We start from the raw sequence: 21,335 nt of genomic DNA on the forward strand, positions 1-21,335 counted from the left end.
TGTTTTAAAGCTTCTTTATTTTAGTTATTTCGTCTTGAAATCGGTATAATTTAGTTTGAAAAGCAACTTTAAAATTTAATATTTATAGTTTTAAATAGATGATTTAATAGGTGTTTTTACAATGTGATTGGTAGTTTTTATATAGAAATTTAACCTGTTTATTTCAGTTGTTTTTTAATTTGAAGCTCGTGTTTTTCTAAAATGAGATAGTTTTTATGTGCTTTTTTTAAGGTGGTATTTTCTCTATAAAGTAAAAATATGTATTGTTTTAAAGGTTTGAAAACTAAAAATTATTATCTATTTCTATTAAATTAGAATGTTACACGTGGAACAAGGTGTCGTATTTTAATCTGTTTTTAACCTGGTTAATTTTAATAATGTGTTGAAATAGGCGATAGAGTTTAGTGAAAATTGTCAGGGTTAATATTTCTTAAAAGTAAATTTTACTAATTTTTAAAGAGGTTTTGCTATTTATATCTGATAATTTTGTTTCTTTAAATAGGGTTGTTTTCAAAAATGAATTAAAATATAGCAGAGTTTTACTAGATTAAAAATAGAAATATATTGTCTATTTCTACTTAATTAAAATGTTACACGTGGAACAATGTGAGTCTTTTTTATCTTTTTAATATTAATAATATTCTGAAATAAGGGAGGGAATTTAGTAGAAACTGTCAGGATTAGTGTTTTTTAAAAATGAATTTCACTGATTTTTAATGTGGTTTTGATATTTGTATTTGATTATTTTAAAAAAAAGAAGCTAAAAAGGAGTATTGTTTTAAAGGGTTTAAAACAGAAATATATTGTCTGTTTCTAGTAAATTAAAATGTTACACGTGGAACATTATATTGTATTTTAATCTGTTTTAGCCTTTTTAATTTTAATAATATTCTGAAATAGGGGGTAGGATTTAGTGAAAATCATCAAAATTAATACGTTTTAAAAGTAAGTTTCACTAAATTTTTTGAGAGGTTTTTATATCAGATTTATTCATTTTTTAATTTTTCAACGTGTTTCTATTGTGATTAACGCTTCAATAAAAAGAAAGCTACAGACTTAAATTTGATGATTTTTTTAGATCATTAAGTCTTAAATTAGAAAATAACATATAATAAATAGGAGTTTTTTTTATAAGATTTAGATTGAAAAAGGATAAGATATGATTCCATTTTTCTTCTAAACTCAAAAATTAAAAGAATTCAAGTCAAACAAAATTCAATAAGATTCAAACACTTTATACTCGTGATAGAAAATAAATCAACATACATTACTTTAAAAGATCACTCTGTTTCTAAGGAAGAATTTCGGTTATTGTATAACGAGGAGTTAGATATGTTAGAAACATTTCCGGAACCTAAAGGAGAAAAGTTATCTGCATATTATAAAAGTGAAGACTATATTTCGCACACAGATACTAAGCGTAATTTGTTAGAATATGCTTACCATTATGTAAGAGGAATTTCTCTAAAACGTAAACTAAAACTGATTAATTCGTTTCAATCTGAGTCTAAAACACTATTAGATATTGGTTGCGGAACTGGTGATTTTTTACAAACAGCATTAAAAGGAGGGTGGAAGATTACAGGAATTGAACCCGATGAAAACGCTAGAAAAATCGCAAATTCAAAAACAAATGATACAGTATTTGAACCAAAAGTCTTAGAGAGTTTTGAACCAAACTCTTTTGATGTTATTACGCTTTGGCATGTTTTAGAACATTTACCTGATTTAGAAAAGCAAACGGCATTATTTAAATCCCTTTTAAAACCGACTGGGACTTTAGTTATTGCTGTGCCTAATTATAAAAGTTACGATGCGGAATACTATAAAAACTTTTGGGCGGCTTATGATGTGCCAAGACATCTTTGGCATTTCTCAAAAACATCGATTTCAGAATTATTTAAAAAAGAAAATATGAAATTGGTAAAAACTTTACCAATGAAATTTGATGCTTATTATGTTTGTTTGCTTTCAGAAAAATACAAATCTGGTTTTATGAATCCTTTTAAAGCTTTTTGGATAGGTTGGCGCTCTAATCGTAAAGCAAGCGTAAATAATGAGTATTCTTCGCTTATTTACGTGCTAAACAAGACGAATTCTTAATACAAAGAGCGCTAAGTTTTAATTTAAAGTGTAAATGTATAATTACAAGCAAATATTTTGAAAGCTTCTTAAAACGTCTTATTTGAGCTTGTTTTTGATCGATTTAATCAATAATATTATATTTTTTGATAGAAAAAAGCAATAGTTAAATTATTTATCTAAATCACAATCTAACTTTTATACATTTGTAAAAATTAATTTTAATATAAATCATGAAGAGAATATTTTTAAGCTTAGGCGTATTAGTTGTTTTAGCATCTTGTGCTCAACCAGAAAAAACAGGTTTTGTAAATAATTCTGAACTAATTAATGATTATCAAGGAAAGTTGGATATTGAAGATAAATATCAAGCTAGAGATGAAGCAACAAAAAAGAAAAGCGATAGTCTTGGACAAGCTTATCAAAAAGAGGTTGCAGAATTACAACAGCGATTAGCGAGTATGTCAGAGCAACAACAACAACAAGCAGCACAACCATTTCAACAAAAATGGCAAATGATAGAGCAGCAAATGAAAGCTGACCAGCAAAAATTTCAGACTGAATTTCAAACAGAAATAGATTCTTCTATTGTTGATGTTGTAGATTTTGTAAAAGAATATGCAGAAACTAATGGATATTCTTATGTTTTTGGGACTAGCGATGCTTCTAGAAGCGTTATGTATGGTAAAGAAACAAATGATTTAACTAAAGAAGTTCTTGAAGCGCTTAATGCAGCTTATAAAGAGAAAAAATAGTACTCAATTTTAGGATTCGATATAAAAAAAAGTCAAGCTATGAAGCTTGACTTTTTTTATGCAATAATCTGGTGAGTTTTATGGATAAATCAGTTAAAATAATCTTAGAATTACCGTTTCGTTCTATGTGATACATAGCGTCTTGTAGTTCAGTAGAGATTTCTAGTATGTTGCTATCGTGAACGAAAGGCGCAAATTTTTCTAGTTTAAAATCTTTAGATTTAGGTTCTAAATACACCAATTCTTTAGCATTATAGTTCAATAATAAAGCTTGTCTAAAATAGTTAAGACAGAAGCTTAAGAATTTTTTCTGCGTTTCACGTCCTGTTTTGGCGATGTCTTCAGACCATGAAATTAAATCGTGAATAGCAGCTTTGTTTCCTCGTGCTTTAAAAGCAGAACGTACCCAAAGAACAAACCATTCTTCAAACTGAATGTCTTCACTATCATTATAAATAAGATCACAAGCTTTGTTGTAATTTCCATTAGACTGATGGGCTATTTTAATGGCAACAGCTTCTTCAATATGATAGTTTTTTACCAAACCTTCAACAATAGCTTCTTCAGCTAAGGGCGGAAAATGTAATATCTGACAACGCGATTTTATAGTATTAATAATCTGTCCTTCGTCTTCAGTAATAAGAATAAAAACTGTTTTTTCTGGTGGTTCTTCAATTAGTTTTAGAAGTTTATTGGCGCTGGCTGTGTTCATCTTTTCAGCCATCCAGATAATCATCACCTTATGACCGCCTTCAAAAGACTTAAGAGTCAATGATTTAACAACTTCTAGTGCTTCTTCAACACCAATTTGACCTTGTTTATTATCAACACCTAATAGTTTGTACCAATCAAAGAGATTTCCGTAAGGTTGTTGGTCTAAAAGTTGACGCCATTCTTTTAAATAATATTTAGAGACAGGTTTGCTTTTTACTTTATCACTTGTCGTAACAGGAAATGCAAAATGTAAATCGGGATGCGAGAAGTTTTTGAACTTTATATTGCAAGAATCCTTGCCGCCAGTATTTTCGCCATTAGTATTACTACATAAAATATATTGTGCGTAGGCTAATGCCATTGGTAAGGTGCCAGAACCTTCTGCACCAACAAATAGCTGGGCGTGTGCAATTCTGTCACCATCTACACTTGTAGTAAGGTGATTTTTTATGTGTTGTTGACCTAAAACTTCAGAAAATAACATGGTTTTGATTCTATTGTGTTTTACCTCAAAATCGAGGCCTCTAATTATAAGATCTTTCGCGTCTTATACGGAACAAATTTAAATTAAACGTTAAATTCAAATACTATTCGATATTAAGCAAAACTATATAAAATATTTATGTTTCTAATCTTTATATTTGTCTTATAAAATATATACCATGAAAACATTAAACGACTTTAATTTTAAAGATAAGAAAGCATTAATCAGAGTAGATTTTAACGTACCGTTAAATGACAATTTTGAAGTTACTGATGCTACAAGAATTGTATCTGCAAAACCAACAATTATTAAAATTTTAGAAGACGGAGGAAGCTGCGTTTTAATGTCGCATTTAGGACGACCAAAAGGTGTTCAAGATGAGTTTTCATTAAAGCACATTATTCCAAAAATTGAAGATATTTTAGGTGTTGAAGTAAAATTTGCTAGCAACTGTGTTGGACAAGAAGCAGAAGAAAAAGCAGCAGCTTTAAAACCAGGTGAAATTTTATTACTTGAAAATTTACGTTTCCATGAAGAAGAGAAACAAGGAGATAAAAAATTTGCTGAACAGTTATCTAAGTTAGGTGATATATATGTTAATGATGCCTTTGGTACAGCACACAGAGCACATGCTTCTACTACAATTGTAGCTGAATTTTTTCCTGAAACAAAATGTTTTGGTCTTCTTTTAGCTAAAGAAATTGAAAGCATTAAAAAAGTGATGGAAGATGGTGAGAAACCAGTTCTAGCCATACTTGGTGGTGCAAAAGTTTCTTCAAAAATCACAGTAATTGAGAATATTTTAGATAAAGTAGATCACTTAATCATTGGTGGAGGTATGACTTTTACTTTCGTTAAAGCTCAAGGCGGAAAAGTTGGTAATTCTATTTGTGAAGATGACAAAATGGAATTAGCTTTAGATATTTTAAAGCAAGCTGAAGCAAAAGGTGTTAAAATCCATTTACCTGTAGACGTAGTTGCAGCGGATAGTTTTAGCAATACTGCAAATACACAATTTTGTGATGTTTATGAAATTCCTGATGGTTGGGAAGGTTTAGATGCAGGACCAAAATCTATTAAGATTTTTGATACTGTTGTTAACCAATGTAAAACAATTCTTTGGAATGGACCTTTAGGTGTATTTGAATTAGAAAGTTTTGCTAACGGAACTATTGAATTAGGAAACTCTATAGCAAATGCTACCAAAAACGGAGCGTTTTCTTTAGTAGGTGGTGGAGATTCTGTTGCTGCTGTAAAACAATTTGGTTTTGAAAAGAAAGTAAGTTATGTAAGTACCGGTGGTGGTGCAATGTTAGAAAGTCTAGAAGGTAAAACTTTACCTGGTATTGCTGCGATATTAGACTAATATATGAAGTTGTTTAAGTACATCTTTTTATTATTTTTCTTTTTTAGCTGTGATTCTGATGATAAAACTTCTGAAGTAACAGATATAAGATATAAAGTGCTCTTAGATTATGATGGAGATCTCGTTTTCATAGGTGACCAAACAAATAAGGTGATTTTTGAAAGTAGCTCTTCTGAGTATTATTTGAGCATTTTAGGCTATTATAATGAAATACAATCTAAGAGGCTGTACTTCATTTCTAGAAGTGATTTTTATTCAGGTTTTATGTTGAATTACATCGATTTACAAGATTTGTACGAGAATAGAGATTATAATTATACGGTTCAATCTTCTATTATTAATTTCGATGAAAATGATTATTTGATGTCTGGCGTCTTTATGGAATCAGAAAACAGATATCATTTTTTAGTTACAGAAGACGACTCAAATATTCTTTTAAAAACCTTTGAAAGTGGATCATTGGTTGAAACTCAAAATCTAACTTCATCATTTGCTGTCGCTAATTTTGGCATAGAAGGAATTAGTTATCTGCAAGAATCTAATAAGCTAGTTATAATTCAAGATGTATTTAATTCTTCAACTCAAAAAACTAAGATTATCGATTTAGATACTTTTAGTTTAATCGGAGAGCATACTAATTTTAATTACAACTTTTTTAAAAGCTTCGGAAATGAAGATCATCAATACCTAATTGGTCGAAAAGAAATTAGCTATGAAGTCCATGAATATTTAACAGATTTAGAAGGTAATTTAATTACTGATAATTCTGATGAATATGCTTTTATAGGAAGGGCATCAACAGGTTACGATACAGAAGAGAGTGCTTTTGAATATTTTGTAAACGGAGATGTTAGAGAAGAAGTAGGAACAATAAATACCACTACTGGTGAGTTATTACGGCAAGGTGTAGAAGGAGAGCCTCATTCTAGAAATTCCCCAATTTTTTATTTTAAACCAAATTAATCAATTCGATTAAATTAATAAACGTTATTTGACTATGCTACGTGTAATAGTATTATTTTTTTGTACAACTATTTTTAGTGCTCATATTGTAGCACAAACAAAAACGGATAGTACTCTACAGAAATCATCTGAAACAAAAGAGAATAAAGGAGCTGTTTTAGATGGTAAACTGTTTAAAACAGATAAGAATATCAAGGCTATTAAAGATAGTTTAGATATTAAAGACCTTTTAGATTTACCTGAAGCTGCAGAGTTAGATAAAAAATGGTTAGAAGAACTATATAATAACTCACTTTTTGATACCATCTATAAATCTGTATCAGAAATGACTTATAAACATGTAGATTATCCAGAGCTTTCTACAGATACTTTAAAGGCAAGATTAGAGCGTTTAAACGCTAGAACGCCATTTAATGTAGAATATAACGAATCTTTAGAAAATGTAATTAAAAGCTACTTAAAACATAGGCATCGATCATTTGAAAAATTAATGGGATTAAGTCATTTTTATTTCCCCATGTTCGAGCAAGAATTTGCTAATCATGATATTCCCTTAGAGATGAAATATCTTGCTATTGTAGAATCTGCTTTAAAACCTAGAGCAAGATCTAGAGTTGGTGCAACAGGTTTATGGCAATTTATGTACGGAACAGGAAAAGAACATGGTTTAGAGGTGAGTAGTTATGTAGATGACCGTAGCGATCCTATAAAAGCAACAACTGCAGCAGCAGAGTATTTAAACAGAGTATATCGTATATTTAATGATTGGGACTTAGCATTAGCAGCCTATAATTCAGGACCAGGAAATGTAAATAAAGCTATTAGACGCTCTAATGGAGCTACCAATTATTGGAATATTCGGCATAATTTACCGAGAGAAACAGCAGGGTATGTACCTGCTTTTTTAGCAACAATGTATATTTTTGAATATGCAGAAGAACATGGTTTTAAACCAGAACGACCAGATTTTCAATTAATTCAAACAGACACGGTACACGTTAAACAAATGATTTCTTTAAATCATGTATCTGAAGCTACAGGTATAAAAATAGAAGAACTACAGTTTTTAAACCCTTCATATAAATTAGATATAATTCCAAAGGTTGAAGGCAAAATCTACACCTTAAGATTGCCTAGAACAGCGATTGGTACATTTGTCACTAATGAAGATCGAATTTATGCGTTTGCAAATGCAGAATTTAATAAGCGAGAAAAACCTTTACCAGAACTCATAAAAGCAGATAGTAAAATTACTTATAGAGTAAGGAGTGGAGATTATCTAGGTAAAATTGCAAGAAAATATGGGGTAAGGGTAAGTCAAATAAAACAATGGAACGGTCTTAGAAGTCACAGTTTAAAAATAGGACAGAGACTTACTATTTTTCCTAAAAATCATGGAGTTACCAAAACTGTTGAGAAACCTAAAAAAGTAATAAATACAGCAGGAAAACAAGTTTATAAAGTAGTGTCTGGGGATTCACTTTGGAGCATTGCTCAAAAATTTCCTGGAGTTTCTGTGGATAATATTAAAGATTGGAACGATATTAGTGATAATAAACTCAAAATAGGAATGACACTTGTTGTGTCTAAATAATAACCCAACTAAAACATTAAATTATGAAAGCTTTTTATACTGTATTATTTTGTGTGTTACTATTAGCATGTGGAGATAAAAAGGAGAACGATAATCAAATTTATTTACCAAGTTCTAACGGAAATTTAAATACCATATCTATAGTGGCAGATAATATTGTTTGGGAAGGTGAAGTCGGTGAGGCTATAAGAAACATTTTTGCAGCACCTTTAGATGGTTTGCCTACAGAAGAGCCAATGTTTAACATAAAACAAATCCCGACACAAGTTTTTGATGGTTTTGCTGCACGAAGTAGAATTGTATTAAAAATTGAAAAAGGAAATGCAGAAACTACAACTAAAATTATGCATGAAGCATTCGCAAAACCTCAAACGGTAGCCGTTGTAGGCGGTAAAACAAACCAAGATATTATAAAGGAATTAGAAGAAAATAAGAGTAAAATAATTGATGCTTTTAACAAAGAAGAAGTTAAAGAGAAATTAAGACGTATTAATTTATCTCCATTAGATGATAAGGTAATTGAGAACAAATTAGGTATCGCTATAGATATTCCTTCGGCTTATAATATTGCTAAGTCAGACGAAGATTTTTTCTGGATTAGAAAAAATTTAAGTAATACAAAAACCATTGATTTAATGCTGTATACCGTTCCAATGGAAACGATTTCTAGAAGCGATAGTACAATTATAGATATTGTTAAGATGAGAAATCAGATTACAAAAACTAAAATTCCTGGTGAAGACGGTATTTATATGGAAGTTGAAGATGCTTATGCACCATCTATGTTTGAAGCAATTATAGATAACAAACCTGCTTATGAAGTAAGAGGTATGTGGATCATGAATGGTTTTACAATGGCAGGTCCGTTTATTACTTATGCCATTGAAGATAAAGTTAACAACCGTTACATTATTGCAGATGGTTATGTTTATGCACCTTCATTAGAGAAACGTGATTATATCTTTGAATTAGAGGCTATGATTAAATCTATGTCAATTAAATAAATATTTGATTACTAATAAAAGAAAAAGAGGCTATCTAAATATATTTAGATAGCCTCTTTTTTATTCCTATAAGAGAAGAGTAAAATGTTATTCTTTCTTTTTAAGATCAGTAGATTCTTCTTCTTTACTAGCATCTTTAAATTCTTTAATTCCGCTACCCAATCCTTTCATTAATTCAGGTATTTTTTTACCACCAAACAATAAAAGTATTGCAAGACCAATAATTACATATTGCCATGGTCCAATGAATAAAAATATATTGCTGAAAATCATAATTTTAAATTTTAGAGTACAAAGTTAGTAATTATAGTTTATATAATAGTATTCTTTAGTCAACTTTAAGAGTTTATGGTGGTGCTATTTCAGTATTTTAACTAATTTTGTTTTAATGGCAAAAAAGAAAAATAAAGAGAAGAAATTCACCAAAAAGCTGCTGCATAAGTATCGCTTAGTCATTCTTAATGAAGATACTTTTGAGGAGCGTTTTGCTATAAAATTAACACGTCTCAATGTTTTTATATTATCTTCAATTTCAGCTATTTCACTTGTGTTTTTTACAGTTTTGTTAATAGCGTTTACTTCATTACGAGAATATATTCCGGGCTATTCTTCGGCAAAATTAAAAAAGAAAGCTACAACATTAAATTACAAAACAGATTCATTAGTCCAAGAGCTTGAAATGAATAAACGTTACTATGCGTCTATCAGAAAGGTCTTAACAGGTGATGTTGCAACTATAGATTTTAATAGAGATTCTATTATAGAGGCTGCTAAAAATGATCTTGATATTTTGCAAGTTCCGACTAATAGAGAAGATTCTATTTTAAGAGAAAAAGTAGATAAAGAAGATAAGTATAACTTATTTGAGACTTCAGGAGATCAATCTAATTATATTTTATTTCCTCCCGTAAACGGTACAATTTCTGAAGGCTATAATTTAAAAGATAAACACTTTGCTGTAGATGTGGTCGTACCATTAAATACACCTGTAAAAGCAACTGCAGATGGTACAATTATATTTGCTGAGTGGACTGTAGAAACAGGTTACGTGGTAATAATAGAACACAATAGAGAGCTTATTTCGGTTTACAAGCACAATTCGGCCATAACGAAAGCTCAGGGAGATTTGGTGAAGTCTGGTGAAGTTATAGCCATGTCTGGTAATTCAGGCGAATTAACAACAGGACCTCATTTGCATTTTGAACTTTGGAGTAAAGGATATTCTGTTAACCCAACTAATTTTATTAATTTTCAGTAATGGCATCATTCAAAGCCGCACTTTCAAAAATCTTTGCAAAGGTTATAGCAAGGAAAATAGATAAATGGTCGTCTCAACCAATTGAAACGCAACAAAAAGTTTTTAGAAATTTAATTTCAGAAGCTAAGCACACCACTTTTGGTATAGATCATAATTTTGATTCTATAAATTCTGTTGAAGCATTTCAACGCAACGTTCCTATTAGAGATTACGAAGAATTAAAACCTTATGTAGAGCGTGTTGTTGCAGGTGAACAAGATATTCTATGGAAAGGGAAACCGCTCTATTTTGCTAAAACCTCAGGTACAACATCTGGTGCTAAATACATACCAATTACAAAGGAAAGCATGCCAACGCATATTGAGGCAGCTAGGAATGCAATTCTGTTATATATAAATGAAACAGGAAATTCAAAATTTGTAGATGGTAAAATGATTTTTCTGCAAGGGAGTCCTATTCTGGAAGAAAAACATGACATAAAATTTGGACGCTTATCAGGAATCGTTGCCCATTTTGTTCCAAAATATCTTCAAAAAAACAGATTACCAAGCTTAAAGACGAACTGTATTGAAGATTGGGAGACGAAGATTGATGCCATTGTTGAAGAAACTATTAATGAAGACATGAGTATCATATCGGGAATTCCTCCTTGGGTACAAATGTATTTTGAAAAGCTGATAGAGAAATCTGGGAAAAGTGTTGGAGATCTTTTTCAAAACTTTAATTTATTCATTTTTGGAGGTGTTAATTATGAACCTTATCGTGCAAAATTTGAAAATCTAATAGGAAGAAAAGTAGATAGTATTGAACTATACCCAGCAAGTGAAGGCTTTTTTGCTTTTCAAGATAAACAAGATGAAGAAGGAATGTTACTTCAATTAGATTCTGGAATATTTTATGAATTTATAGAAGCTGAACATTTCTTTGAAGAAAACCCTAAACGCATCACTATTGCAGATGTTAAGTTAAGCGTCAATTATGTTATGATTATTTCTACAACTGCTGGTCTTTGGGCGTACAATATTGGGGACACAATTCAGTTTACATCATTAAAACCCTATAGACTGATTGTTAGTGGAAGGATAAAACATTTTATTTCAGCCTTTGGAGAGCATGTTATTGGTAAGGAAGTAGAGCAAGCGCTAAAAGAAGCTACCGAAAACACGTTAATTTCAGTAAACGAATTTACGGTAGCACCACAAATAAGTCCTGCCGAAGGTTTACCTTATCACGAATGGTTAATAGAGTTTGAAAATGAACCTGAAAACATACAAGAATTAGTTGAAGCATTAGAGCAATCGTTACAAAAACAAAATAGTTACTATTTAGATTTAATTACAGGTAAAGTTTTAAAACCTTTAAAAGTTACAAGAGTTACCAAAGACGGTTTTCAAACGTATATGAAGTCAATAGGGAAATTGGGAGGTCAAAATAAAATTCCAAGATTGGCTAATGATCGGAAAATTGCAGACAGCTTACACCAACTTAATTTAACTAAATAAGCCTATATTTGTAGGTTAAACTAATGTATGAGGACAACAAAAAAAGAACAAGGAAGAACAAGAGCACAAGAAAGTTCTAGTGCTATAGAGCGCATGTATATTACAATGCGTCATCTTTTTAATCGTGGTTTTTATAAACCAATGGGAGTCTCTGGAGAAACATTACGTGAGGCTTTATTACTCTTACGTCCAGAAATATATGGTTCAATTGGAGAAGAAAAAGCAGAACTAGAAGGACTGCTTTATGTTGTAGATCGTTTACCTCAAGGTATAGAAGAATGTACATTTATCAATTTAACAAGTGATGAAGGTTATGCTAATTCACATTTTAAAGCCATTATCCCACCAAAAAGAAGACGTAATTGTTATCGTATAGATGATGAGCAAATGAATATTGAAATCACACGAGGACGTTCTGAGATTTATGATATTTTAACACACCTTACGTTCTTATTTGTAGAGTCTCATAAAATAAGTAAGCGTGTAATTATTGATGAAGATGGTTCTACGGTTAGAGATTGGCAAAAATTAGAGAACGCAGTATTATCTTCTAATAAATTAACTCAAAAAGAACGCGAAATTGCAATTACCCATACCGCAAATATTTTAGGAAGAACGTTTCACGAATTAACAGATGCTTATCCAAAATTTGCTACAGAAAGTCAACCAGAACGTTTACTTCATATTGTATATTGGTTAGGTAAATTAGCTATTGAAGAAACTATTAATAACGTAAAACGTACTATTACGTTTAGTCCAGTCTTAAGAGAACGTTTAGGGCATCATATCCATGGAGAGATATGGGCAGATACTATAAAAACGGCTTTACATAAAAATGGTTTATTAGAACGACCAATCCATATCATTAGTGCTAATATGCATAGTGTTATGAACTCATTATTTGCAAAAGGCGCACTGAAAGGAGCAGATGCTAAAAAAGATATTTTTCAAACTTATGAAGCCTTAAGTGAATCGAAAAATGGCCATTTACGAAGTAAGGTTGAAAAATTAGCTTTGCAAAACGGAATGATTACCATCAAAGATACTTCGGGGACTAATATAGATATCCAAATTTTTGATACCGATCAAATAGATTTTTCTAAAACCGATTTAAAATATTTAGAGGAAGCTAAAGAAAAGAAAGCAGTTCTTATAGTTATGGATTATGCTTTTGGCGAGCAGGCTTATGAAACTTTGGATGAGCTATTAAAGCCTATAACCGTAAAGGATGAAGATGTACATTTAAATGTAAAATCTATTTCTATTATGGGTAAAGCTGGTATTTTACAAGGAGGAAAAGGAGATGTGATGATTCCGAATGCTCATATTTTTGAAGGTACGGCAGATAATTATCCATTTAAAAATGAATTGAGTAAGGATGACCTATTAGACTGTGGGGTGTCTGTTGTTGAAGGAACTATGGTCACTGTTTTAGGAACGTCGTTACAGAATAAAGAAATTTTAAAATTCTTTAAAAAATCGACTTGGAACGTTATCGGTTTGGAGATGGAAGGAGCACACTATCAAAAAGCAATACAAGCTGCCTCTAGGGTTAGAGGAAATATAAATGAAGATGTAAAAGTAAGATACGCCTATTACGCTAGTGATAATCCATTAGAAACGGGTGGAACATTAGCTTCTGGTGGTTTAGGCACTTCAGGTGTAAAACCAACATATGTAATCACAAAAAAAATAATAGAACAAATATTTAATTCTTAAGAAATGAGTGATAAATTACCCCAGCAACCACAAAATGAAGAAATTGATTTAGGGCAGTTGTTTAATGCTATAGGAAAAGTTTTTGAAAAATTTTTCGCTTTTATAGGGAGTATTTTTAAAGGAATTTTTTCTGCTATCATCTATATTTTAAAACCGTTAATTGAGAATTTAAAACTGGTTGTAATTACTCTTTTTGTAATGATAATTTTAGGTTTTGTGTTAGAAAAGACCAAAAAACCGTCTTATTCCTCAAAAATGATAGTAGAAACACATTTTGATTCTAAATATCAGTTAGTTAAAGATGTTGGCTATTTTAATAATTTAATCCAGTCTGATAATTTTATAGAATTATCAAATATTTTTAAAATTGATAGTTCGGATGCTAAAGAGCTAAAATCATTTGACTTAATCCAAGGCCCTGAAACACCGAATGATTTGTTTATAGAGTATGGTGATTATTTAAAAAATATTGATACATCATTAGTTGAGCAACTGAGTTATAAAGAATATGTAATAAATAGAGATCTTTTATCAGGTAATAGATACACTATCAAAGCAGAAGCTTTTAAACAAGATATATTTTTAAATCTTACAGATGGATTTAGAAAGACTTTTGAAAACGATTTTTCAAAACATAAAAAACAAGTCAGAGATACGATAGTTTACATCCAAAATTTGTCATATAACACTGAGTTAACGCGCTTAGATAGTTTACAAAAAACGTATGTAGATGTTTTAAAGAACGAATCTAATAATAAAAATGTTTCACTTGCTTTAAATACAGTAATTCCTCTTCAGCAAGAAAAAACAGTAACTAAAGAATATGAGCTATTTATCAAAGAACAAGAGATTAGAAGAGACTTGTATGACATAAACAGTGAAATGGCTGAAGAAAACACTTATTACGATATTATTTCCTCCTTCGAAAGACTCGGTAGTAGGGAGAGTGAGGTATCAAACCGCTATTACTTTATGCTGCCAATTTTATCATTAATACTGTTTATTTTAGGTTTTTTATTTTTAAAAGCTATTAATTATATTAAGAATTATGAGTAAAAGAATTTTATTAACAGGAGGAGCTGGCTTTATCGGTTCAAATTTTGTAGTTCATTTTTTAGAGAATTATAAGGATGTAAAAGTTGTTAACCTTGATTTGCTGACATACGCAGGTGATCTTTCTAATTTAAATGAACTTAAAGAAAATGAAAACTACACATTTATAGAAGGTGATATTTGTGATACAGAATTAGTAAATAGTCTTTTTGAAAAATATAAATTTTCTGGAGTGATTCATTTTGCTGCAGAATCTCATGTAGACAATTCAATTAAGAATCCTGATGCCTTTGTAAAAACAAATGTTAATGGAACTTTTAACTTAATAGATGTTGCCAAAAAACATTGGATGGATGCTCCATTTTCATTTAAAGAAGGTTGTGAGACTAATAGGTTTCATCATATATCAACAGATGAGGTTTATGGAACTTTAGGTGAAACAGGTTTGTTTACTGAAGAAACGCCTTATGCACCAAATAGTCCCTATAGTGCTTCAAAAGCATCATCAGATTTTATTGTTAGAAGTTATTTTCATACGTATGGAATGAATGTAGTGACTACTAATTGTAGCAATAATTACGGTCCAAAACAACACGATGAAAAACTGATTCCAACCATTATAAGGAAAGCAATTAATAATGAAGCTATTCCGATTTATGGAGATGGAAAAAACATTAGAGATTGGTTGTATGTAAAAGATCATTGTACAGGAATTGATTTAGCTTTTCAAAAAGGAAAAGCAGGTGAAACCTATAATATTGGTGGTAAAAATGAACGTGATAATTTATACATCGTTCATAAAATTTGTGAAATATTAGATACTATTAAGCCAAAGGAGAATGCTTCGTCTTATGCTGATTTAATTACCTTTGTTCAAGATAGACCAGGTCACGATTTTAGATATGCAATTGATGCTTCAAAATTAGAAAAGGAATTAGGTTGGAAGGCGAGTGAAAATTTTGAATCGGGTATAATGAAAACGATAGAGTGGTACCTTAATAAATACAATAGTTAATATGAAAGGAATTATACTAGCAGGTGGATCAGGAACAAGATTACATCCTTTAACTTTAGCGGTAAGTAAGCAATTAATGCCTGTTTACGACAAGCCAATGATATATTATCCGCTTTCAACCTTAATGTTGTCTGGGATAAGAGAAATATTAATCATTTCTACACCTCAAGATTTACCTTTATTTAAAAAATTGTTAGGTGATGGTGCTAAATTTGGTTGTGATTTTCAATATGCGGTACAAGAAGAACCTAATGGATTAGCTCAAGCTTTTATTATTGGTGAAGATTTTATTGGTGATGATAAAGTGGCTTTAATTCTGGGAGATAATATTTTTTATGGAACTGGTTTATCAGACTTATTGCAAGAAAATAATGATCCTGATGGAGGAATCGTTTATGCTTATCATGTTCTCGATCCAGAACGTTATGGTGTTGTAGAGTTCGATAAATCGGGTAAGGCTGTTTCAATTGAAGAAAAACCAGAACATCCAAAATCTAATTATGCAGTTCCTGGGATATATTTTTATGATAATTCTGTAGTAGACATTGCAAAAAACATTAAGCCAAGTCACAGGGGTGAATTAGAAATTACAGATGTTAATAAAGCTTATTTAAGCCATGGGAAACTAAAAGTAAGCGTTCTAGATAAAGGTACAGCTTGGTTAGATACAGGTACTTTTAAATCTTTAATGCAAGCTTCTCAGTTTGTACAAGTGATAGAAGAACGTCAAGGTTTAAAAATTGGTGCTATAGAAGAAGCGGCTTTTAGTATGGGGTATATTAATGAAGATCAATTTAAATCTCTTATTGAACCAATGATTAAAAGTGGTTACGGTAAACATCTATTAAGTTTATTATCTAAATAAAAAGAATGACAATTAAAGAAACAAAATTAGAAGGTTGCTATATTTTACAACCTAATATTTTTAAAGATAAAAGAGGTTATTTTATTGAGAGTTTTAATCAAAAAACATTTCATTCACTATTAGGATTGGATGTTAACTTTGTTCAAGATAATGAATCTAAATCTTCTAAAGGTGTTTTAAGAGGTTTACATTATCAACTAGGTGAATATGCCCAAGCAAAATTAGTGCGTGTTGTTAAAGGTGCTGTTTTAGACGTAGCGGTAGATGTAAGAGAAGGTTCTAAAACATTTGGACAGCATGTTGCAGTAGAACTTACAGAAGAGAATAAAACACAGCTTTTTGTACCAAGAGGTTTTGCGCATGGTTTTATTGTTTTAGAAGATGAAACAATCTTTAGCTATAAGTGCGATAATTATTATCATAAAGCATCAGAGGCAGGTCTTATTTATAATGATGAAGACCTAAATATAGATTGGCAATTACCAAGCACAGATTTTATTCTTTCAGATAAAGACATCGTCTTACCTAAATTAAAAGATGCTAAAATATGATAAATGTACTTGTTACCGCTAAAGACGGTCAATTAGGACAATGTTTTCAAAGCTTAGTTTCAAAGCATCCAAATCTTCGATTTATTTTTAAATCCTCTTCAGAATTAGATATAACTAATAAATCTAATATAGAAGATGTCTTTGATGCGCATTCATTTGACTATTGTATAAATTGTGCGGCTTATACAGCTGTAGATAAAGCAGAAGAAGCAGTTGAATTAGCAGATAAAGTAAATCATTTAGGAGCTCATAATTTAGCTGAAGCTTGTAAAAAGTTTGATACGACTTTAATTCATATTTCAACAGATTTTGTGTTTGATGGGCAATCAAAAGTGCCTTATTTAGAAACGGATACTACGAGTCCTTTAGGGGTTTACGGTGAAACTAAATTAAAAGGAGAGCATGCAATCTCTAAAACGTTGAAACAGCATTATATTATTAGAACCTCTTGGTTATACTCAGAATATGGTAATAATTTTCTCAAAACAATGTTGAGGTTAGCTAATGAACGTGATGAAATAGGTGTTGTTGGTGACCAAATAGGGAGCCCAACGTATGCTAAAGATTTAGCAGAGGTGGTATTACAAATTGTTGAGTTAAGAAAAACCAGCTATGGTATTTATCATTATAGCAACGAAGGCGAGATAAGTTGGTACGATTTTGCTAAAGAAATTTTTAGAATAAGTAATAGTGATATTAAGCTTAATAAAATTGCTACTACAGATTACCCAACTCCAGCAGAACGACCGAAATATAGCATATTGAATACAGAAAAAATAAGTACACTATTAGATTTTCAAAACCCTAACTGGAAAGTTAGTTTAACAAAAGCTTATATTAATTTAGAAAGTAAAAATTAGAGTAAAATTATTTTTTAAATAACTGATTAAAAATCTTTTATTGAAACATAAATAATTATATAAAAACCTAATATTTAAGGCTTAAATAGAATTTAAAATTAGGGAAATCCAATTTACATATGTTATTCAATTCTCTTGATTTTGCTATATTTTTTCCAATAGTTTTTGTTCTTTATTGGATTGTATCTAAAAACTTGACCTTAAGAAATATTTTGATTTTAGCTGCCAGTTATACTTTCTATGGTTGGTGGGATTGGCGGTTTTTGTTTTTAATAGCAGTAAGTACTTTAGTCGATTTTTATGTAGGTAAACAAATGCATAAAGCAGAGGATAAGGGCAAACGAAAACAATTACTTTTTGTTAGTTTATTTGTCAATTTAGGCTTTCTAGTTTATTTTAAATACACCAATTTTTTTATAGAATCATTTGTAGATTCGTTTAGGTTATTTGGTAAAGAGCTTGAGGTATCTACACTAAACATCATTTTGCCAGTAGGTATTAGTTTCTATACTTTTCAGACTTTAAGTTATACCATTGATATCTATAGAAAACAACTAAAACCAACCAGTGATATTATAGCATTTAGTGCGTTTGTAGCATTTTTCCCTCAGTTGGTGGCTGGTCCAATAGAAAGAGCTTCTCATTTATTACCTCAATTTTATAAGACCTATACGTATAATTATAAGCGTGTAAAATCGGGCCTTTTATTAATAGCTTTTGGGCTATTCAAAAAAATGGTCATTGCAGATAGAGCAGCACTTTTTGTTAATGAGGTCTATAATAACCCTGCAGGTTATGAGGGGGTAGAAACCATTTTAGCTACTGTATTATTTGCATTTCAGATTTATTGTGATTTTTCAGGATATTCAGATATAGCTATTGGTGCGGCAAGAACAATGGGATTTGATTTAATGAGAAATTTTGACAACCCTTATTTATCAAAATCTATAACTGAGTTTTGGAGAAGATGGCATATTTCACTTTCCACTTGGTTTAGAGATTATGTTTACATACCCTTGGGAGGAAGCAGAGGTGGTACAAATAGAACTTATTTTAATCTATTCATTGTTTTTTTAGTAAGTGGTTTGTGGCATGGAGCATCTATAACTTTTGTTATTTGGGGTGCAATACATGGTATAATAATCATTATTGAGAAAGCTATATCAAAAAATAAAGCTTTGTTTTTTGATAAATTTAAAATTAATAAAGCAAGTATTTCTAATAAGGTAGTTTTTATAACTACCACGTTTACAATCGTTAGTTTTGCTTGGGTGTTTTTTAGAGCTAATTCTTTTTCCGATTCAAAACTAATTATTGGCAGTTTTTTTAATAATAACTTCAACGAATTATTTGGGGATAAGCTTTATTTAATAGGCTTAAAAGAAAATGAATTTTCATTATTAATAATTTCAATAGTCGTTTTAATATTTTTCGAAAGATTTCACAGAAAACGAAGTTTTTTTAATATTTTAAATAAGCAATCAATTGTTTTTAGGTGGGTTGCGTATTTATTTATTGGACTATTTATAACAATATTTGGCGTTTACGGAGAGACTGTTGCTTCAGAGTTTATTTATTTCCAATTTTAAAATTAATGATAAAGAATTTAGCGAAAATATTAGTTAAAGGGTTGATTTTTTTAGTATTATTTTTTCTAATAATACTAACCATAGAACCCTTGTTTAGTGAGTCTAAAAATTCAGTTTGGACGCATTTTTATGCACAAGAAAAAAATTCGGTGGATATTTTAGTTTTAGGAAATTCTCATGCTAATGCTGGTATAGATGAAGATATCGTTAAAGCAAAATTAAACGCAAATTTAGTCTCTTTAGCCACAAGAGGACAAAATATATATCAGTCGTATTATTGTGCTTTAGAAGCATACAAATATCAAACGCCAAAAGTTTTAATTATAGAAAATTATTTATTTTATGAACGATTAACATTAGATAAATTTATACATCAAGACCCTTCTAAAAATGATTACCTTAAACGTTATTTAACTTTTGAAGGAAAAAAGATAGGAAAGGTTAAATATGAAGAATCAAGAAAATTTTTTCAAGGAAATTTTGTTGAAAATATGTTTGCTTCAATAAATAAGCATGAGCGTTGGACAGACGTAGATGAAATAAAAAAACGCCTTTACATACAAGATAGTATATATAGAAATAAGAGTATATATATAATGAGTAATAAAAGGGCTGAGGCTTATGAGCTTAAAAAAGAGTATGATTTAATGACTTATAATATACTACCTGACGAAGAAATAGCCCTAAAGTCTATAATAGAATTAGCTAAAGAAAGAGGTACTGAACGGATTATATTACTTACGATTCCTTTTTATAATTCTTATAGAAATAAAATTGATTATAATTCATTTACTTCACCTTTTAAGAAATACGTAACTAAAAACCCAGGTATCGAATATATTGATTTAAATGTGAAATTTCCTGATTGGGATAATACTTACTTTACAAATGAACCTGTGGGTTACAACCAACATGTTAATTATAAAGGAGCAATTAAAGTTAGCAATAATTTATCTAATGTGATTAAGACTAAATTTAATTATAAAAAAGATAGATCATTAGAGTATTACTTGTATAATGAGATTCAAAAAGATTCCATAAAAAAAGGTAATCGAATTATAGGTAATTTAGAAAGATTAAATGGTGAAAAACGAGGATTATTAGTCATAGATAAACCTGATACGGTAATTAAGCTTGAAGGATGGATGGCAATAGAAAATTATAGTTCTGATGAAAACGAAATGTTTATTGGTCTAAAAAGAGATAACGATTTTATTTACATAAGTGATTCAAAACAATTAAAAAGAAAGGAAAGAAAAGACGTTTCTAAATATTTTGACAAGACAAATATTTATGATAATTCTGGTTTTCAAATTTTTATTAATAGCAAGATTTTAGAGAAAGGTACTTATGCTGCTTATCTGATGATTCGTAACAATAAAGGGGAGGTTGCTGTGAAGTCAGTAAAAAAAACAATTAAAATTTTATAATAGCCAAGTTCTAATATCCGTCTATAAATGAATAAAAATCTTATCCTTATTTTATGTTTTATAATAACTACTTATGCTTGTAAAAACCATGATTCTGCGCAAGAGTCAGTTTTTAAAGTGGTGATGAAAGTACAGTCTGATAATAATACTACATTTCATATGCATTATAAGGAAGAGGGAGATGAAAATTTCACAAAACATAAAGTAATTAATGGGGTTATATTAAAAGGAAATGAAGTCGAATTTAAATTACCTAAAAATAGTTTTCCAATAAGTTTGAGGTTCGATTTTGGTAATAAAATTGTTTTACAGCATTATACCTTTAAATCCATGTTAATAACATACGAAGATTTAAAGATGAACTTGTCTTTAGTGGAATTCAATGCCTTCTTCAGTCCTAATAAATATATAAATTTTAATAAAAAAAATGGAGAGATTTATAATAAGGTTATAAATGGTAAATCAGACCCGTATTTTATATCGCGACCATTTTTTGATAAAAAACTCGAAATAGAAAAGCGATAAAAAGCT

Annotated in this window: 19 protein-coding genes; 17 read left to right on the forward strand and 2 right to left on the reverse strand. The window is 30.0% G+C overall.

Translation table 11 applies throughout. The annotated features are described in order from the left end of the window. The first annotated feature begins 1,245 nt into the window (after positions 1 to 1,245). Both HM985_RS06585 and HM985_RS06590 read left to right on the forward strand, forming a co-directional pair. Entirely contained in the window at positions 1,246 to 2,103 is an 858-nt protein-coding gene (locus HM985_RS06585) for a class I SAM-dependent methyltransferase (protein ID WP_179375622.1), read from the forward strand. Between the two features lie 212 nt (positions 2,104 to 2,315). Further along, a complete protein-coding gene (locus HM985_RS06590; protein ID WP_179375479.1) occupies positions 2,316 to 2,837 on the forward strand; it encodes an OmpH family outer membrane protein in 522 nt (173 codons plus the stop codon). Between the two features lie 37 nt (positions 2,838 to 2,874). Here HM985_RS06590 and HM985_RS06595 read toward each other — a convergent pair whose 3' ends face one another. After that, the gene (locus tag HM985_RS06595; RefSeq protein WP_179375480.1) at positions 2,875 to 4,035 is read right to left on the reverse strand and encodes a DNA polymerase III subunit; all 1,161 of its coding nucleotides are present in this window, start codon (positions 4,033 to 4,035) and stop codon (positions 2,875 to 2,877) included. Positions 4,036 to 4,213: 178 nt separating this feature from the next. Between HM985_RS06595 and HM985_RS06600 the strand changes: the two genes are divergently transcribed. The 4 genes from HM985_RS06600 to HM985_RS06615 are packed head-to-tail and all read left to right on the forward strand — an operon-like array spanning position 4,214 to position 8,962. Then, positions 4,214 to 5,401 carry a phosphoglycerate kinase gene (locus tag HM985_RS06600; RefSeq protein WP_179375481.1) on the forward strand — a complete coding sequence of 396 codons (1,188 nt, stop codon included), beginning with the start codon at positions 4,214 to 4,216 and terminating at the stop codon, positions 5,399 to 5,401. 3 nt (positions 5,402 to 5,404) lie between these two features. After that, positions 5,405 to 6,364 (forward strand): hypothetical protein, encoded by a 960-nt coding sequence (locus HM985_RS06605; RefSeq protein ID WP_179375482.1) that lies wholly within the window; start codon positions 5,405 to 5,407, stop codon positions 6,362 to 6,364. Between the two features lie 34 nt (positions 6,365 to 6,398). Further along, positions 6,399 to 7,958 (forward strand): LysM peptidoglycan-binding domain-containing protein, encoded by a 1,560-nt coding sequence (locus HM985_RS06610; RefSeq protein WP_179375483.1) that lies wholly within the window; start codon positions 6,399 to 6,401, stop codon positions 7,956 to 7,958. A gap of 23 nt (positions 7,959 to 7,981) precedes the next feature. Further along, positions 7,982 to 8,962: a DUF4837 family protein gene (locus HM985_RS06615; protein ID WP_179375484.1), complete on the forward strand. Its 981-nt coding sequence runs from the start codon at positions 7,982 to 7,984 to the stop codon at positions 8,960 to 8,962. Positions 8,963 to 9,049: 87 nt separating this feature from the next. Here the strand turns inward: HM985_RS06615 and HM985_RS06620 are convergent, their stop codons facing one another. Continuing rightward, on the reverse strand, positions 9,050 to 9,235 hold the full coding sequence (locus HM985_RS06620) for a twin-arginine translocase TatA/TatE family subunit (RefSeq protein ID WP_179375485.1): 186 nt from the start codon (positions 9,233 to 9,235) through the stop codon (positions 9,050 to 9,052). A 115-nt stretch (positions 9,236 to 9,350) separates the two neighbouring features. Here HM985_RS06620 and HM985_RS06625 point away from each other — a divergent pair, with 115 nt between their 5' ends. The 11 genes from HM985_RS06625 to HM985_RS06675 all read left to right on the forward strand — a co-directional run bounded on the left by HM985_RS06625 (position 9,351) and on the right by HM985_RS06675 (position 21,329). After that, complete coding sequence (locus HM985_RS06625; RefSeq protein WP_179375486.1) at positions 9,351 to 10,220, forward strand: M23 family metallopeptidase; 870 nt, start codon at positions 9,351 to 9,353, stop codon at positions 10,218 to 10,220. Then, positions 10,220 to 11,722: a GH3 auxin-responsive promoter family protein gene (locus HM985_RS06630; protein ID WP_179375487.1), complete on the forward strand. Its 1,503-nt coding sequence runs from the start codon at positions 10,220 to 10,222 to the stop codon at positions 11,720 to 11,722. The genes HM985_RS06625 and HM985_RS06630 overlap by 1 nt, the downstream gene beginning before the upstream one ends. Before the next feature lie 27 nt (positions 11,723 to 11,749). Next, complete coding sequence (locus HM985_RS06635) at positions 11,750 to 13,441, forward strand: DUF6909 family protein (RefSeq protein ID WP_179375488.1); 1,692 nt, start codon at positions 11,750 to 11,752, stop codon at positions 13,439 to 13,441. A 3-nt stretch (positions 13,442 to 13,444) separates the two neighbouring features. Next, the gene (locus tag HM985_RS06640; protein ID WP_179375489.1) at positions 13,445 to 14,497 is read left to right on the forward strand and encodes a hypothetical protein; all 1,053 of its coding nucleotides are present in this window, start codon (positions 13,445 to 13,447) and stop codon (positions 14,495 to 14,497) included. Next, on the forward strand, positions 14,490 to 15,509 hold the full coding sequence (rfbB, locus tag HM985_RS06645; protein ID WP_179375490.1) for a dTDP-glucose 4,6-dehydratase: 1,020 nt from the start codon (positions 14,490 to 14,492) through the stop codon (positions 15,507 to 15,509). The genes HM985_RS06640 and rfbB overlap by 8 nt, the downstream gene beginning before the upstream one ends. A 1-nt stretch (position 15,510) precedes the next feature. Next, positions 15,511 to 16,374 (forward strand): glucose-1-phosphate thymidylyltransferase RfbA, encoded by an 864-nt coding sequence (gene rfbA / locus HM985_RS06650; protein WP_179375491.1) that lies wholly within the window; start codon positions 15,511 to 15,513, stop codon positions 16,372 to 16,374. 5 nt (positions 16,375 to 16,379) lie between these two features. Further along, positions 16,380 to 16,925 (forward strand): dTDP-4-dehydrorhamnose 3,5-epimerase, encoded by a 546-nt coding sequence (rfbC, locus tag HM985_RS06655; protein WP_179375492.1) that lies wholly within the window; start codon positions 16,380 to 16,382, stop codon positions 16,923 to 16,925. After that, complete coding sequence (gene rfbD, locus HM985_RS06660) at positions 16,922 to 17,785, forward strand: dTDP-4-dehydrorhamnose reductase (protein WP_179375493.1); 864 nt, start codon at positions 16,922 to 16,924, stop codon at positions 17,783 to 17,785. The genes rfbC and rfbD overlap by 4 nt, the downstream gene beginning before the upstream one ends. A gap of 212 nt (positions 17,786 to 17,997) precedes the next feature. Beyond that, positions 17,998 to 19,374 (forward strand): MBOAT family O-acyltransferase, encoded by a 1,377-nt coding sequence (locus HM985_RS06665; RefSeq protein ID WP_246284963.1) that lies wholly within the window; start codon positions 17,998 to 18,000, stop codon positions 19,372 to 19,374. 5 nt (positions 19,375 to 19,379) lie between these two features. Continuing rightward, on the forward strand, positions 19,380 to 20,804 hold the full coding sequence (locus HM985_RS06670; protein WP_179375495.1) for a hypothetical protein: 1,425 nt from the start codon (positions 19,380 to 19,382) through the stop codon (positions 20,802 to 20,804). A 27-nt stretch (positions 20,805 to 20,831) separates the two neighbouring features. Then, positions 20,832 to 21,329: a hypothetical protein gene (locus tag HM985_RS06675; RefSeq protein WP_179375496.1), complete on the forward strand. Its 498-nt coding sequence runs from the start codon at positions 20,832 to 20,834 to the stop codon at positions 21,327 to 21,329. Positions 21,330 to 21,335 lie beyond the last annotated feature (6 nt).

This window comes from Winogradskyella wichelsiae, assembly GCF_013403925.1.
GTDB classification, from domain to species: Bacteria; Bacteroidota; Bacteroidia; order Flavobacteriales; family Flavobacteriaceae; genus Winogradskyella; species Winogradskyella wichelsiae.